Raw genomic sequence first — 15792 nt, forward strand, 5'->3', positions numbered from 1 at the left:
GCGTTATGGTGCGATGGTGTCGCCCTCTTCCTCCCGCCTCTGGGTGCCGCGGCGCCTCCTCGCGACGCCGTCGTCGCTCCTCTGGGACCATGGCGAACAGATCGTCGCGCGCGCACAGGCGCTGGACGTGGCGGTGACGACGCTGCCGAGCGATCGTCTTCATCTCGACCTGCCCGACGATCCCCGGCAGCAATATGCGCAGGCGAAGGCGACGCTGGCGCTGGTCGTCGCCCCGCCGTCGAAACGCCGGTTGCAGCCGATCGCACCGAGTGCCGACTGGCGGATCGATCTCGCTGAGGGATGCCCCGCACATTGCGGCTATTGCTATCTCGCGGGGTCTTTGAAGGGGCCGCCGATCACGCGGGTCTATGCGAACCTGCCCGAGATCCTGGCCGAACTTCCCGCGCATCTTGGCCAGGGGACGGTCACGTCGCGCTCCGCCACGCGCGCGCATGAGGGCACGACGTTCGAGGCGTCCTGTTACACCGATCCGCTCGCGATCGATCATGTCACGGGGTCGCTGTCCGCGCTGATCGCGCATTTCGGCGCGTGGGAGGCGGACGTGCAGCTGCGCTTCACGACGAAGTTCGATGCGGTCGAGCCGCTGCTCGGGCTCGATCACGCGGGGCGGACGCGGATGCGCGCCTCGATCAACCCCGCCGGCTATGCGCGGTTCGAGGGTGGGACCAGCCCGGTCGCGGCCCGGCTGGTCGCGCTGCGCCGGATGGCGGATGCGGGGTACAAGATCGGGCTGACGATCGCGCCGATCATCGCCGCCGAGGGATGGCGCGACGCCTATGCCGAGCTGATCGCGCAGGCGGGGCAGGTGCTCGGCGATATCCCGGACCTCACGATCGAGCTGATCACGCATCGCTACACACCCGGGTCCAAGGCGGTGCTGCAGACCTGGTATCCCGGCTCCTCGCTCGATCTCGGCATGGCGAACCGCACCGAGAAGCGCACCAAGTTCGGCTCGGTCAAATATGTCTATGACGCGGACACGATGCGGGCGTTGCGCGCCTTCTTTGCCGACGAGATCGCGTCACGCCTGCCCGAGGCGCGGATCCTCTACTGGACGTGATCGCCGTTACGCCGGGCAACACAGCGTTGCCGACCCTGCGCTGGTGGGCGCCGGTGCCGTCGCCTATCTGGATACCAAGATCTTGCGCGCCGCCGTTGCCCGGCGCTCGCGCGTGACAACAGGAGATTTCTGCATGCCCGTCCTTCTTGGTATTTCCGGCAGCCTGCGCCGCCAGTCGTTCAACGCCGCGATCCTCAATTCGCTCGCCGACGCGCTGGGGGACAAGGCGACACTGCGGATCTTCCCGCTCAACGCGATCCCGATGTACGATCAGGATGCCGATACCGACACGCCACCCGAGGCGGTCGCCGCGCTGCGGGCGGCCATCGGCGAGGCGGACGGGATCGTGATCGCGTCGCCCGAATATAATCACGGGATGCCCGGCGTGCTGAAGAACGCGCTCGACTGGGCGTCGCGGCCTTATGGCAAGGCGACGCTGACGGGGAAGCCGGTGTTTACACTGACCTCGTCGCCGGGCGCGGTCGGCGGTGCGCGCGCGCAGGCGCAGCTGAACGAGACGCTGGCATCGATCGGCGCGCGTACGCTGCTGCGGCCGCAATCGGTGATCGGGGCGGTGCACGAGAAGATCGCCGACGGGCGGCTGAGCGACACGTCGACCCTCGACTTCCTGTTGAGCGGTATCGACGCCCTGCTGGCGGAGATCGAGCGGCCCGCATCGGCCGTGCGCGAGGCGAACTGAGATGCGGCGCGTGCTGCGGACCTATCCCGCCCAGCGTGACGATATCGCCGATCTCGTCACGCGGCGCCCGCTGCCGGGGCCGCAGTTGCCGCAGGTCGATCCGTTCCTGTTCCTCAACCATCATGGGCCGCAGACCTATCGGCCGGGCAATAACGGCCTGCCGTTCGGGCCTCATCCGCATCGCGGGTTCGAGACGGTCAGCTTCATCCTGAGCGGCGAAATGGCGCATCTCGACAGCGGCGGGCACGAAAGCGTGATGCGCGCGGGCGGCGTGCAGTGGATGACCGCGGGGTCGGGGCTGATCCATGCGGAGATCTCGCCCGCGTCGTTCAAGCGCGACGGCGGGCCGCTCGAGATCCTCCAGCTCTGGGTCAATCTGCCGGGGCGGCTGAAGATGACGAAGCCCGCTTATACCGGGCTCCAGCGCGAGGATATTCCGGCTGTCGCGGTCGACGGCGGTGTCGTGAATGTGATCGCGGGGACGTTTGAAGGGCAGGCGGGGCCGGTTGAGTCGCTGACGGGAGTCGCGATGATGACGGTCGAGCTGGCGGCCGGGGGCAAGGTGACACTGCCTGCGCCGCGCGGTCGCAGCGTGTTCTTCTATGTGATCGAGGGGCGGCCCGAGGTCGGCGGTACGGTCGTCGAGCCGTGGCACCTCGTCACGTTCGACGAAGACGGCGATACGATCGAGGTCGCGGCGTCAGGCCCGGTGCGGCTGGTGTTCGGCCATGCGGATCCGATCGACGAGCCGGTCGTGGCGCACGGGCCGTTCGTTATGACGACGCGCGAGGAGATCGGCGAGGCGATCCGCGATTACCAGGCGGGGCTGTTCGGGCCCGCGCCGGTTATTGCCTAGGCCCTTGCCCGTCATCCCCGCGGAGGCGGGGATCCAGACTGGCTGGCCTCGGTGACAGCGCCGGGAGGTCAGCCAGTATGGGTTCCCGCCTTCGCGGGAATGACGGTGGTGGGGTGGGGGGCTTACTTCGCCAGCACGGCCGACTGGTCGACCGCGACCACCGGCAGCCACACCGCGCTGGCCGTCGCGCCGCCGCGTTCGATCGTTACCGTCGCCTTCTTGTAGTCCGCCTTCTTCGCGAGGAAGATGTTGGGGACGAAGGTCTGCGGGTTGCGGTCGTAGAGCGGGAACAGGCTTGACTGAACCTGCACCATGATCCGGTGACCCGGCTGGAACACGTGGTTCACGGTCGGCAGGCGGAACTTGTAGCGCTGCGTCTTGCCGGCCGGGATCGCGCTCGGCTTGGCGAAACTGTCGCGGTAGCGGCCGCGGAAGATGTCGAGGCTGATCGGCAGTTCATAGCCGCCCATCTTCGGATCGCTCGCGACCTCGTCGGGATAGACGTCGATCACCTTGACCACGAAGTCGGCATCGGTCCCCGTCGTCTTGGCATAGATGTCCGCGATCGGCGCGCCCGACACGCGCACCGGCGTCGTCAGCACGTCGGTCGTGTAGGTCATCACGTCGGTGCGGCCATCCACCCCGCGCTGGTCGCTGACCAGCCAGTCGCCCCAGCGGCCGTCGCCGAAATTGACCGGCCTCGGCAGATGCGGGACGGGCTTGGCGGGGTCGGAGACATAGCTGTCGCCGCCGCTCGCCGCCTTGGTGAAGCCCAGCCCGCCCTCGGCGCCGAGGTAGATCGGCTTGAGCGGCGCGGCACAGCCGCTCTCGCAGGCGAGTGGCCAGGTCGACAGCTTGTCCCAGTGATTCTCGCCGGTGTTGTAGATCGCCGCGGCGGGCAGCGTGACCGCGGGGCCGTCCTTCAGATACTGGTCGAACATCGGCAGCACCATCTGTTCGCGGAACTGCTGCGCGGTGTCGCCGTCCCACTCGAACGGACCAAGGCTGCGGCCGTCGCGATTGACCTGGCTGTGCCGCCACGGACCCATGACAAGATGGTTGTTGCCCATCTTGCCCTTGGCCTTCAGCGCCTCCCACGCGGTGATCGCACCGTACATGTCCTCCTGATCCCACAGCCCCTGTTCCCAGAGCGTCGGCACGTTCGAGGGGTTGGCGGCGAGCAACTTGTCGAGCGCCTGGCCCTGCCAGAATTCGTCATAGGCGGGATGCGCGACCATCCGCTGCCAATAGGGCAGCTGGTCGTACCCCGACGCCTTGGCCCAGTCGCCCGCCGAGCCGATGCGGCGGAAATTCTCGTAATCGTCATAGCCGCCGGTCGGCGGCGCCTTGCCCGCGCCCTTGTAGCCGGTCTGGCCGCCGAGCCAAGCGATGTTGGCGAGGCGGAACGCGCCGTAATGGAACCAGTCGTCGCCCATCCAGCCGTCGATCATCGGGCTTTCGGGCACTGCGGCCTTGAGCGCGGGGTGCGGGTTGAGCAGCGCCATGACGACGGTGAAACCCTCGTACGACGACCCGATCATGCCGACGCGGCCGTTCGATTCGGGCAGGTTCGCCTTGTTCACCAGCCAGTCGATCGTGTCATAGGCGTCGGTGACGTGATCGACCTTGGTCGGGTTGAGCGGGCCGATTACCGGGCGCGTGACAACATACTCGCCCTCCGAGCCATATTTGCCGCGGACGTCCTGATAGACGCGGATATACCCGCCCTTGACGAACATCTCGTCGGCAAGCGGCAACGTCGAGAGGATGCTCGGGCTGTCCATCCGCGTCGCGCGCGACTTCGCGTCATACGGCGTGCGCGTCAGCACGATCGGGGCGTTGGTCAGCCCCTTGGGATAGACGATGACGGTGTAGAGCTTCGTCCCGTCACGCATCGGGACCATCACCTCGCGCTTGACGTAGTCGCGGTTGGCGGTGGCGGGGACGAACTTGGCGGGGACATCGCCGCCGGCGGGGGCAGTCCTGTCAGAAACAGTCTGGGGCACCTGCGCCGACGAAACGGTGGCGAGCGCGATCGAGGCAAGAAGGACGAGCTTGAGGGTCATGAAACGCTCCGGAAGAGGATGCGGCCAAGCTAGGCGCAATTGTCGCGCGGGGGCAATCGGGTTCGTGATCGGTCAGCCGCGTGCGTACCGCTTGAAATGTCGGCCGCTTGCTGGATGATGCGCCGAAACAACCGGGGGGTATCATGGCGCGCAGGGCAAAGGGATCGTGGCGGCCGTTCATCCAGGCCTTGCCGATCCTGATCGTCGGCTATGTCTCGACCATCCTGATCTGCGCGGCGCTGTTTGCGACGTTCGAGGGCAAGCCTGTCGATGTGGGCATCTGGTGGTCGTTCGTGACCGCGATGACGATCGGCTATGGCGACGTGTTTCCGGTGACGATGGGGGGCAAGATCGTCGCGGTCGCGCTGATGCATGCGGTGCCGCTGTTCCTCGTGCCGCTGCTGACCGCGAAGATGGCGGCCAAGATGATCGTCGACAGTGACGCCTTCACGCATGCCGAGCAGGAGGAGATCAAGCTGGCGCTCGCGCGGATCGAGGCGATCCTTTCGCGTGAGCCGCGTCAGCCCTAGTCGGCGACCAGCACCGCGCGCTCACGCCCGACGAGTGCCACCAGCCAGTCGGTAAAAGCGCGGATCGCGTCGAAACGGCCCGTGTCCTGGTGCGTGACCAGCCAGAAGGCGCGGCTGATGCGGATGTCGGGGAGGATCGCGACAAGCCCGGGATAGGCCTCGCCGATGAAGCAGGGGAGCACGCCGATGCCGGCGCCGGCGGCGATCATGTGCGCCTGCGCGTTGATGCTCGACGAGCGCAGCACGGGGTCGCGGACGCCCGGGATCTCGTCGAGATAGCGCAGCTCGGGCGCGTAGACGATGTCCGGAACATAGCCGATCATCCGCCGGTCGCGCAGGTGGGCGATGCCGTGGACCGGGCCGTGCGCCGCGAGATGCTCCGCCGACGCATAGAGCCGCAGCGTATAGTCGGTGAGCTTGCGCGTCCGCAGCGGACCGCGGCGCGGGCGGGCGAGCAGGACCGCGACGTCGGTCTCGCGCCGGGTCGGGTTGAGGAAGCCGCTGGTCGCGACGAGATCGACTGCGAGTTTGGGATGCGCCTGCGCGAGCGTGCCGAGATGTCGGCTGACGAACCAGGTGCCGAACCCCTCGGCGACGCTGACGCGGATCGTGCCGTCGACCTCGGTCCGGCCCGCGGGCGGGGTACGGATGTCCGACGCGATCGCCGCCATCGCGGTCGCGCGCGCGAGCAGGTCTTCGCCCGCGCTGGTCAGGATCTGGCCGTCGGGGCCCTGCTCGAACAGCCGCTGGCCAACCGCGGTCTCGAGCCGGCGGAGGCGGCGGCCGACCGTGGTGGCGTCCACGCCGAGGCTTGCCGCGGCGCGGCCAAGCTGCTGCGCACGGGCGACTTCGAGGAAGATCGGCAGGTCGCTCCAGTCCATGCCGGCTGCATATATGCAGCTAGCGCCTGCAAGTCTATCGCTTGTGTCGTGCGGGATGCGGTGGTGTAGAGGCCGCAAAACAAGGAGAGGCGCCATGACCGTTCGCACCATCGAGCATCTGATCGCAGGCGGCACTGCGGGCGCACCGCCCGCTGGCGGCGGGCGCAGCGGCGACGTGTTCGATCCCAATAGCGGCGAGATCCAAGCGCGCGTGACGCTCGGCACGCAGGCCGATCTCGACCGTGCCGTCGCCGCCGCGCACAAGGCGCAGCCGGGCTGGGCAGCGACCAACCCGCAGCGCCGCGCGCGCGTGATGTTCGAGTTCAAGCGGCTCGTCGAAGCGAACATGGACGAGCTCGCGCGGCTGTTGTCGTCCGAGCACGGCAAGGTGATCGCGGATTCGAAGGGCGATATCCAGCGCGGGCTCGAGGTGATCGAGTTCTGCTGCGGGATCCCGCACATTCTCAAGGGCGAATACACGCAGGGCGCGGGGCCTGGGATCGACGTCTATTCGATGCGCCAGCCGCTCGGCATCGGTGCTGGCATCACCCCGTTCAACTTCCCGGCGATGATCCCGCTATGGATGAGCGGCGTCGCGATCGCGACGGGCAACGCGTTCATCCTGAAGCCGTCCGAGCGCGATCCGTCGGTGCCGGTGCGGCTGGGCGAGCTGTTCCTCGAGGCGGGGCTGCCCGAGGGGATCTTCCAGGTCGTCCACGGCGACAAGGAGATGGTCGACGCGATCCTCGATCATCCGGCGATCTCGGCGGTCAGCTTCGTCGGCTCGTCCGACATCGCGCATTACGTCTATCGTCGCGGCGTCGAGGCTGGGAAGCGCGTCCAGGCGATGGGCGGGGCGAAGAACCACGGCATCGTCATGCCCGACGCGGACCTCGACCAGGTCGTCGCCGATCTGTCGGGTGCGGCGTTCGGGAGCGCTGGCGAGCGGTGCATGGCGTTGCCGGTGGTGGTGCCGGTCGGCGAGAAGACGGCGATTGCTTTGCGTGAGAAGCTGATCCCGGCGATCGCGGCTTTACGGGTGGGCGTCTCGACCGACAATGACGCGCATTACGGGCCGGTGGTGAACGCAGCGCATCGCAGCCGGATCGAGAACTGGATCCAGACGGGTGTCGACGAGGGTGCGGAACTGGTCGTCGATGGGCGCGGGTTCGAGCTGCAGGGGCATGAGAAGGGGTTCTTCATCGGGCCGTCGCTGTTCGATCACGTCACCACGGAGATGTCGGCGTATAAGGAGGAGATCTTCGGGCCGGTCCTCCAGATCGTCCGCGCCAAGGATTTCGAGGAGGCGGTGCGCCTGCCGAGCGAGCATCAGTACGGCAACGGCGTCGCGATCTTCACACGCAACGGCCACGCCGCGCGCGAGTTCGCGGCGCGAGTGAATGTCGGGATGGTCGGCATCAACGTGCCGATCCCGGTGCCGGTCGCGTATCACACGTTCGGCGGCTGGAAGCGTTCGGCGTTCGGCGACACCAACCAGCACGGCATGGAGGGCGTGAAGTTCTGGACCAAGGTCAAGACGATCACGCAACGCTGGCCCGACGGCGGGGTTGGCGACGCGGCGAATGCGTTCGTCATTCCGACGATGGGGTGATCGGATTGCTCTTCCCTTCTTCCGTCATCCTGACGAACGTCAGGACCCAGAGCCATAAGCGTCGGCGCGCGTGGTTCTGGGTCCCGGGTCAAGCCCGGGATGACGGCTGGGGGAGGGGCGCGAGACCCCAATCCTCCGCCAAGTCACGCCATGTCGGATTGTCCGCCTCGATGAGTTCGAGCTTCCACGCGCGGCGCCAGTTCTTCAGCTGTTTCTCGCGTCCGATGGCACCCTCCATCGTAGCTGCCATTTCGAACCACACGAGCCGCTTGACGTCGTACAGCGTAGTAAAGCCGGCGAAGGACCCCGCACGGTGCTGAATGATCCGCGCCAGCAGGTCGGACGTCACCCCAATATAGATCGTCCCGTTGCGGTAGCTTGCGAGGATGTAGACTGCCGGTTGCCGTTCCACAGCATTTCCCCCAATCGTCATCCTGACGCACGTCAGGACCCATAGCAGATGAAGCCAGTGTCAGCGGCTCTGGGCGCCAAGTTCAAGCCAGGCATGACGGAGATAGGATCACGATGAACCAGCTTGCCGCCAACCAGTTCGACCTCACCGACGACCAGCGCGAGATCCAGGAGCTCGCGCGCCGTTTCACCGCCGACCGGATCACGCCGCATGCGGCCGAGTGGGACGAGAAGCACATCTTCCCGCGCGACACGATCAAGGCGGCGGCCGAGCTCGGTTTCGCGGCGATCTATGTCAGCGAGGAGAGCGGCGGGATCGCGCTCGGGCGCCTCGAAGCCGCGCTGATCATGGAGGCGATGTCGTATGGGTGTCCGTCGACGAGCGCGTTCATCAGCATCCACAACATGGCGGCATGGATGATCGACCGGTTCGGCTCGGCTGCGGTGAAGGACAAGTATCTGCCCGATCTGGTGACGATGGACCGGTTGGCGAGCTATTGCCTGACCGAGCCGGGCTCGGGGTCGGACGCCGCAGCGCTCAAGACGCGCGCGGTGCGCGACGGTGACGACTGGATCGTGACCGGATCGAAGCAGTTCATCTCGGGCGCGGGCGAGAACGAGGTGTACGTCACCATGGTCCGCACTGGTGAGGAGGGGCCCAAGGGCATTTCCTGCCTGGTGATCGAGAAGGACATGCCCGGCGTGTCGTTCGGTGCGAACGAGAAGAAGCTCGGCTGGCATTCGCAGCCGACGCGGCAGGTGATCTTCGACGGCGTCCGCGTGCCGGCGGCCAACATGGTCGGCGGCGAGGGCGAGGGCTTCCGGACCGCGATGATGGGGCTCGACGGCGGGCGGCTGAACATCGGCGCCTGCTCGCTCGGCGGCGCGCAGCGGTGTCTCGACGAGGCGATCGCCTATACGCGCGACCGCAAGCAGTTCGGCAAGCCCATCGCGGACTTCCAGAACACGCAGTTCATGCTGGCGGACATGGCGACCGAACTCGAGGCGGCGCGCGCGCTGCTCTACATCGCGGCGGCCAAGGTCACGGCGAACGCGTCCGACAAGACCAAGTTCGCGGCGATGGCGAAGCGGCTGGCGACCGACACCGGCTCTTCGGTGGTCGACCGCGCGTTGCAGCTGCACGGCGGCTACGGGTATCTGCAGGATTACCCGATCGAACGCTTCTGGCGCGACCTGCGCGTGCATTCGATCCTCGAGGGCACCAACCAGGTGATGCGCATGATCGTCGGTCGCGAGCTGACCCGGCAATGATGACTATGGCCACCAACTGCCGAATAGCAGCCACCCCGGCGGAGGCCGGGGTCCAGGTGGGGGACGCGAATCGGCTTGGTGACATCCTCTGTTACATCGACCTTTCCAACTGGACCCCGGCCTTCGCCGGGGAGGTGATTTATGAATGACCTGATCACGACCGTCGAAGGCCCGATCGGGCGTATTCGGCTGAACCGGGCCAAGGCGTTGCACGCGCTCAATCTGGCGATGTGCGAAGGCGTGCTGGAGGCGCTCGAGGCGTGGCGTGGAGATGCATCGGTCGAGGCGATAATCGTGGATCATGCCGAGGGGCGCGGGTTCTGCGCCGGGGGCGATATCCGGATGCTCGCCGCGTCGGGCGCCGGCGACGGCGTCGCGGCGCGCGCGTTCTTCCATGCCGAGTATCGGATGAACCACCGGCTGTTCGTCTATGCCAAGCCGATCGTCGTGTTCATGGACGGGATCACGATGGGCGGCGGCGTCGGGCTCGCTTTGCCGTGCGCGTACCGGGTGGCGACCGAGAACACGAAGTTCGCGATGCCCGAGACCGGGATCGGGCTGTTCCCCGATGTCGGCGGCGGCTGGTATCTGTCGCGGCTGCCCGGGCGGATCGGGCAGTATCTCGCGCTGACCGGGCATCGGCTCGATGGCGCGGAGTGCGCAGCGCTGGGGCTGGCGACGCATTATCTGCCGAGCGAGACGCTCGACACCGCCAAGGCGCGGATCGCGGAGACGCCGCAGGATATTGCCGGCGTGCTGGACGCGCTGTCGACCGAGGCACCCGCAGCGACGATACTTGCGCGCAAGGACGATATCGACCGGCTGTTCGCGTCCGATGTGCTCGAGGAAATCTATGCCGCGCTCGACGCCGATGGTGGTGAGTGGGCCGCGAAGACGCTCTCGACGCTCAAGTCCAAGTCGCCACAGACGATGAAGGTGTCGCTCCGGCTGCTCCGCGAGGGCGCGGCGATGGCGAGTTTCGCGGACGAGATGAAACAGGAATATGCGGTCGGCGCGCATGTCGTGCAGCGACACGACTTCATCGAGGGCGTGCGCGCGGTGATCGTCGACAAGGACAATGCGCCGCGCTGGGATCCGGCGACGCCCGAGGCGGTGAGCGATCACGTGATCGACCAGATCTTCGCGCCGTTGCCCGAGGCCGAGGCGTGGACGCCGGGATAATCCGTCATCCTGACGAAAGTCGGGATTCAGGATGACGATGCTTATTGGAGACTGACATGGCCGATTACGAAACGATCCTCGTCGAGCAACGCGGCCGCGTCACGCTCGTCACGCTCAACCGGCCGCAGGCGCTCAACGCGCTCAATTCGCAGGTGCTCGCCGACCTGATCGCCGCGTTCGCCGCGTTCGATGCGGATCCGTCGCAGGGCTGTGCGGTGCTGACCGGTTCGGCCAAGGCGTTCGCGGCGGGCGCGGACATCAAGGAGATGCAGAGCCAGGGCTTTGCCGACATGTATGCGAGCAACTTCTTCGCCGGCTGGGAGCAGGTGACGCGGACGCGCAAGCCGATCATCGCCGCGGTCGCGGGCTATGCGCTGGGCGGCGGCTGCGAGGTCGCGATGATGTGCGACTTCATCCTCGCGGCGGACACCGCCAAGTTCGGCCAGCCCGAGATCAAGCTCGCGGTGTCCCCCGGCATGGGCGGATCGCAGCGCCTCACGCATGCGGTCGGCAAGGCCAAGGCGATGGAGATGGTGCTGACCGGGCGGATGATGGATGCGGTCGAGGCCGAGCGCGCCGGGCTGGTGTCGCGGATCGTGCCTGCCGACGATCTGGTCGAGGAAGCGGTGAAGACCGCCGCGACGATCGCCGCGATGGCGCCGCTGGCGGTGCTGGCGAACAAGGAGATGGTCAACGCGGCGTTCGAGACGGGGCTCGCGATGGGCGTCCAGTTCGAGCGGCGGTTGTTCCACGGGCTGTTCGGCACCGCCGACCAGAGCGAAGGCATGGCCGCGTTCGTCGAGAAGCGCGCGGGGGCCTGGACGGGCAAGTAGCGGGCGCGTCGTTGCCCGCCCGTCGTCGCCGCTGTCCGTCATCCTGACGAAAGTCAGGATCCAGTGTTACGGGCGGTGTCGTTTCTGGTTCTGGATCCTGACTTTCGTCAGGATGACGGGGTTGGGGGCGTCCGGGACATAGGCGCCGCGGATGACGCTGTTGGATCGCGAGCGGCACAGTCGCCGCGGCAGATTTTGGAGAGAGAACATGGCACGCATCGGATTCATCGGGCTCGGCAACATGGGCGGCGGGATGGCCGCCAACCTCGCGAAGAACGGCCACGACGTCCGCGCGTTCGACCTGAGCGCCGACGCGCTGGCCAAGGCAAAGGCGGCGGGCTGCCTGCCCGTGGCATCCGCCGCCGAGGCCGCCGACGGAGCAGAGGCGATCGTGACGATGTTGCCCGCCGGCAAGCATGTCGCCGAGGTCTATGACGCGCTGTTCGGCGTCGCGGCGCCGACCGCGATCCTGATCGACTGTTCGACGATCGACGTCGCGACCGCAAAACAGGTCGCCGACGCCGCGCAGGCCAAGGGGCTCGCGGCGGTCGACGCGCCCGTCTCCGGCGGGATCGGTGCTGCCAATGCGGGCACGCTCACCTTCATGGTCGGCGGCTCGGCGGCGGCGTTCGAACGCGCCGAGCCGATTCTCGCGGCGATGGGCAAGGCGGTGATCCATGCGGGTGCGAACGGCGCGGGGCAGGCGGCGAAGATCTGCAACAACATGATCCTGGGCGCGACGATGATCGCGACCTGCGAGGCGTTCGTGCTGGCCGACAAGCTCGGGCTCGACGCGCAGGCCTTTTACGACATCGCCAGCGTGTCGTCGGGGCAGAGCTGGTCGATGACGAGCTATGCGCCGCTCCCGGGGATCGGCCCCGACACGCCCGCCGACCATGATTATCAGGGCGGGTTTGCCGCTGCCTTGATGCTCAAGGACCTGCGGCTCGCGATGGCGGCGGCGCAGGATGTCGGCGCCGACACGCCGATGGGCGCGAAGGCGGCGGAGCGCTACGAGGCGTTCGCCGAGGCCGGGCAGGGCGGGCTCGACTTCTCCGCGATCATCCGCACGCTGCGCAGCGACGCCTAGCCCGGCGTGCGGCGGACCGGCGGGAGCGCGTTGCAGATATCTGCACCGCCCGCCGGCACCGTGAAGAACGGCGGGGTCCGATTCTCGCGCCCCGCGATCCAGGCGGTGAAGCGCGGGTTCGCCGTTGCGCGGTACTGGAAGTGCGGGCGGGTGGCGGCGGGAAGGTCGCTCGCCAGCCGCGCCGAGACGATCGGGCTGCGCTCGGCAGGCGTGGCGTAGAAGCCGAGCTCGCCCGTCCCGCGCGGCAGCGACGACAGCCACTCGATCCCGTCGACCACCCGCCCGACGACCGCGATGTTGCGGTCGAGCGCGCGCGGCGCATGGCCGATCACGGTGTAGAGTTCGGCGCCGCTGCCGACGCTCGGTGCCAGATCACGCGCAACGCCGACCATCCCGTAGCAATGCGGCAGCCATTGCCGCGCGCCCGATCCGGCAAGCGGCCAGCCATCCGCGCTGTAGCCCGCCCATTCGGCATAGGGATCGCGCTTGGCCAGCCGCGCGATCGCGGTCGGCCCGGGCATGTCATATTCGGCGGCGATCCCGTCCGCGACGCCGGGGACGAGCGGCTTCTTCTCGGTCGCATCGCCCCATTGCGCGACATAATTGTCCTGCACGCGGTACACGCTCGTCGCGGTATCCCACCAGCGTGCACGGGCGAGCGCGCGGATATTGGCGACATGCGCGGGGGCATAGCCAGGCGCGAGCCGGAGCGTGAAGCCGTGCCCGTTCGCCAGCGTGAAGACGAGGATCTCGTCATCGGGCACCGCCACCCAGTCCGCCGCGATCGGATCGGACGGCAGCGGCGCCGGCACCGGCGTGGCTTGGGCGAGGGCGGCGGCGAGTAGGGTGGTGATCATCGCCGCGAGACTGCCCGAGTGCCAAGCATCACGCAATCGCTTGCGCCGCAGCCAAACCCGCTCTAGCAGGCGCGTTCCAGAGCAATGCGGAGCGGTGGCCGAGTGGTCGAAGGCGCTCGCCTGGAAAGTGAGTATACGTCAAAAGCGTATCGAGGGTTCGAATCCCTCCCGCTCCGCCACCACCCCTGTTTTTACCGTTCGTTCCCGTGCACCGGGGTTGATTTACCGCGGTTTTCCGGGCCTTTCGGCGCCATCGGTTGTTCGTACCTGTGCGCTAGCGTTCATACATCGGTATGGCACAACGCATGGTATGAACTTCGCTACGTATGGTATGGTGCGCGAACATGCTCAACGACGCCAAGGTGAAGGCCGCGAAGGCCAAAGAGACCGCATACAAGCTGGGCGATTCCGGACAGCTTTATCTCTACGTCACGCCAGCCGGCGGCCGTCACTGGCGGATGAACTATGCGTACGGCGAGCCGACGAAGGCCGGCGGGCGGATGCCGCAGAAGACCTTGTCGCTCGGATCTTACCCGGCGCTGACGCTCAGCGATGCGCGCCGCAAACGCGACGAGGCCAAGGCCACGCTTGCGGAAGGTCGCGATCCGTCTGTCGAGCGAAAGATCACCGCGAAGGCTCGTGCTATCGCGGACGGCAACACGTTTGAGATCGTCGCACGGCGCTGGCACACGCTGCGCAAGCCGAACTGGTCGACCGTTCACGCGGCGGACGTCATCGAAAGCCTTCAGAACGACATCTTTCCCGCGATCGGCGACCTGCCGATCCGGCTTGTCCTCGCGCCGAAGCTTCTCGACGTGCTGAACAAGGTCGAGGAACGCGGCGCGATCGAGACCGCGCACCGCCTCCGCCAGCGAGTCTCGTCGATCTTCGTCTATGGGATCGCAGCTGGCCTATGTGACGCCGACCCGGCGGCCAGTCTCGGCAAGGCGCTGAAGAAGAAACCCCGCGCAACGAAGCAGCCTTCGATTATCGACGGCATTGAGGATCAGGACGAGCGTATCGCCGCGGTCCGCGAGGTGCTGGTCAACTGTGACAATGAGAGGTGCCGGGCGCTGACGAAGTTCGCCCTCCGGTTTCTCGCTCTGACGGCGGTGCGGCCGAACGAGGTTCACGGTGCGCGCTGGGACGAGATTGAGGGGATCGACTGGGGCAAGCCCGACGCGCCCTCCCCGGCGGCGCTCTGGCGGATCAGCGCGGCACGCATGAAGGGTGACGAAGATCGCAAGGCGGACAAGGGCGCTGACCACCTCGTGCCGCTTGGTCCGCAGGCAGTCGACCTGCTGCGCGTGGTCCGACGGCTGTCGGGCGATCTGCCAATCGTTTTCCCAGGGGAGCGGCATGCTCACAAACCCATGTCAGAGAACACTCTGAACGCGCTGCTCAAGCGGGCGGGCTATCACGCCCGCCACGTCCCGCACGGCTTCCGAGCGGCGTTCTCGACAGTGATGAATGAGCGTGCTGATCGTGAGTGGCGTGAGACTGGTCACAAGGGCGCATCGCCGGATCGTGCGATTATCGACCTGATGCTAGCGCACGTCCCAAAAGACAAAGTCGAAGGCGCGTACAACCGAGCAGCCTACATGCCGCGGCGGCGCGAGCTGGCGCAGGAGTGGGCGGACATTCTGACCGCGGATCTTACACCACCTGAAGCGCATATCGGGCAGCCAATCCGTTGGGCCGATACGTCGCCAAAAGGGCCGCGACGATAGCACGAAACGACAAGCTGACGGTAGTCGAACTGCGCATCACAACCCGAGGGGATGGCGTTTTCAGGCCGTCGTAATATCGGAAGTTAGTTTGGAAACAGTTTCGCTAACGATTGCGGACGCTGCGACGATCGCCAGGTTGATATCCGTTCAACTACTACGATATCAGCCTAAGCGACGTACGTCGCCAATTCGCATGGTGCGAAATAATTTGTCGAAACGTTTTGTCGATGATACGCGTTCGTTCGGTGTTGACAGGGCGGTCAGCGGCCGATTCAGTTTGTACTAGATATTAACCCATTCGTGAGAATGGAACGAGATGGAGTGTGTCATGCCTACGGGCCTATCAGGATTGAAGCGTCGAATCGAACCGGTCATCTATATGGTGTCGGCAGTGCGGTTCCGCGTCGTCCTGGCGGTGGCGTGATATCCGACAACAGTTTGCGGCACGCGAACCGTTGTTAACGAAAATATGATTTAAAAGTGGAGTATGTCATGAGCGAACTGAGCCTCTTAAAGCGAGAGTTGTTCGGTAACCCGGACAATTCGATTTCCGATATTAAGTTTTATCCTGGTGAGAGCAGAGAGCACTCCATTGAGGACATTGCAGGATCAATTATTGCCGCAATCGGCGATATCCGGGCCGGGAACGGTCGGGACCTTGACCTAACGTTTTGACTTTCTTAGGGCGATA

Annotated in this window: 15 protein-coding genes and 1 tRNA gene; 12 read left to right on the forward strand and 4 right to left on the reverse strand. The window is 66.4% G+C overall.

Translation table 11 applies throughout. From position 1 onward, the window contains the following. Window positions 1-43 precede the first annotated feature (43 nt). The 3 genes from GV027_RS07040 to GV027_RS07050 all read left to right on the forward strand — a co-directional run bounded on the left by GV027_RS07040 (window position 44) and on the right by GV027_RS07050 (window position 2637). Entirely contained in the window at window positions 44-1081 is a 1038-nt protein-coding gene (locus tag GV027_RS07040) for a radical SAM protein (RefSeq protein ID WP_236559090.1), read from the forward strand. 133 nt (window positions 1082-1214) lie between these two features. Beyond that, window positions 1215-1781, forward strand: a complete 567-nt coding sequence (locus GV027_RS07045) for an NADPH-dependent FMN reductase (RefSeq protein ID WP_056675292.1) — start codon at window positions 1215-1217, stop codon at window positions 1779-1781. A gap of 1 nt (window position 1782) precedes the next feature. Then, a complete protein-coding gene (locus GV027_RS07050) occupies window positions 1783-2637 on the forward strand; it encodes a pirin family protein (protein WP_056674127.1) in 855 nt (284 codons plus the stop codon). 122 nt (window positions 2638-2759) lie between these two features. Here GV027_RS07050 and GV027_RS07055 read toward each other — a convergent pair whose 3' ends face one another. Further along, complete coding sequence (locus GV027_RS07055; protein WP_159511408.1) at window positions 2760-4703, reverse strand: CocE/NonD family hydrolase; 1944 nt, start codon at window positions 4701-4703, stop codon at window positions 2760-2762. 143 nt (window positions 4704-4846) lie between these two features. Between GV027_RS07055 and GV027_RS07060 the strand changes: the two genes are divergently transcribed. Then, window positions 4847-5233 carry a potassium channel family protein gene (locus GV027_RS07060; RefSeq protein WP_042466673.1) on the forward strand — a complete coding sequence of 129 codons (387 nt, stop codon included), beginning with the start codon at window positions 4847-4849 and terminating at the stop codon, window positions 5231-5233. Here the strand turns inward: GV027_RS07060 and GV027_RS07065 are convergent. Next, window positions 5230-6114, reverse strand: coding sequence for a LysR family transcriptional regulator (locus GV027_RS07065; RefSeq protein ID WP_159511409.1), 885 nt, complete (start codon window positions 6112-6114; stop codon window positions 5230-5232). The genes GV027_RS07060 and GV027_RS07065 overlap by 4 nt on opposite strands. A 94-nt stretch (window positions 6115-6208) precedes the next feature. On the opposite strand from GV027_RS07065, the gene GV027_RS07070 reads away from it, so the two are divergent. After that, window positions 6209-7726: a CoA-acylating methylmalonate-semialdehyde dehydrogenase gene (locus tag GV027_RS07070; RefSeq protein ID WP_159511410.1), complete on the forward strand. Its 1518-nt coding sequence runs from the start codon at window positions 6209-6211 to the stop codon at window positions 7724-7726. An 88-nt stretch (window positions 7727-7814) separates the two neighbouring features. On the opposite strand, the gene GV027_RS07075 is transcribed toward GV027_RS07070, so the two are convergent. Next, complete coding sequence (locus tag GV027_RS07075) at window positions 7815-8138, reverse strand: GIY-YIG nuclease family protein (protein ID WP_236559091.1); 324 nt, start codon at window positions 8136-8138, stop codon at window positions 7815-7817. Window positions 8139-8251: 113 nt separating this feature from the next. On the opposite strand from GV027_RS07075, the gene GV027_RS07080 reads away from it, so the two are divergent. The 4 genes from GV027_RS07080 (at window position 8252) to mmsB (ending at window position 12514) form a co-directional block, all read left to right on the forward strand. After that, window positions 8252-9409, forward strand: a complete 1158-nt coding sequence (locus GV027_RS07080; RefSeq protein WP_159511412.1) for an acyl-CoA dehydrogenase family protein — start codon at window positions 8252-8254, stop codon at window positions 9407-9409. A 141-nt stretch (window positions 9410-9550) separates the two neighbouring features. Then, window positions 9551-10591, forward strand: coding sequence for an enoyl-CoA hydratase/isomerase family protein (locus tag GV027_RS07085; protein ID WP_159511413.1), 1041 nt, complete (start codon window positions 9551-9553; stop codon window positions 10589-10591). Between the two features lie 56 nt (window positions 10592-10647). Further along, entirely contained in the window at window positions 10648-11424 is a 777-nt protein-coding gene (locus GV027_RS07090) for an enoyl-CoA hydratase (protein ID WP_159511414.1), read from the forward strand. Between the two features lie 208 nt (window positions 11425-11632). Next, window positions 11633-12514: a 3-hydroxyisobutyrate dehydrogenase gene (mmsB, locus tag GV027_RS07095; RefSeq protein ID WP_159511415.1), complete on the forward strand. Its 882-nt coding sequence runs from the start codon at window positions 11633-11635 to the stop codon at window positions 12512-12514. Here the strand turns inward: mmsB and GV027_RS07100 are convergent. Further along, window positions 12511-13371, reverse strand: a complete 861-nt coding sequence (locus tag GV027_RS07100; protein ID WP_159511416.1) for a peptidylprolyl isomerase — start codon at window positions 13369-13371, stop codon at window positions 12511-12513. The genes mmsB and GV027_RS07100 overlap by 4 nt on opposite strands. Window positions 13372-13459: 88 nt before the next feature. On the opposite strand from GV027_RS07100, the gene GV027_RS07105 reads away from it, so the two are divergent. The 3 genes from GV027_RS07105 to GV027_RS07115 all read left to right on the forward strand — a co-directional run bounded on the left by GV027_RS07105 (window position 13460) and on the right by GV027_RS07115 (window position 15776). Beyond that, window positions 13460-13550, forward strand: a tRNA-Ser gene (locus GV027_RS07105). A 165-nt stretch (window positions 13551-13715) separates the two neighbouring features. Continuing rightward, window positions 13716-15101 (forward strand): tyrosine-type recombinase/integrase, encoded by a 1386-nt coding sequence (locus GV027_RS07110; RefSeq protein WP_159511417.1) that lies wholly within the window; start codon window positions 13716-13718, stop codon window positions 15099-15101. 492 nt (window positions 15102-15593) lie between these two features. Further along, window positions 15594-15776, forward strand: a complete 183-nt coding sequence (locus GV027_RS07115; protein WP_159511418.1) for a hypothetical protein — start codon at window positions 15594-15596, stop codon at window positions 15774-15776. The last annotated feature ends 16 nt before the right edge of the window (window positions 15777-15792 follow it).

The organism is Sphingomonas sp. T1 (assembly GCF_902506585.1).
In the GTDB taxonomy this organism is placed as follows: Bacteria; Pseudomonadota; Alphaproteobacteria; order Sphingomonadales; family Sphingomonadaceae; genus Sphingomonas; species Sphingomonas aerolata.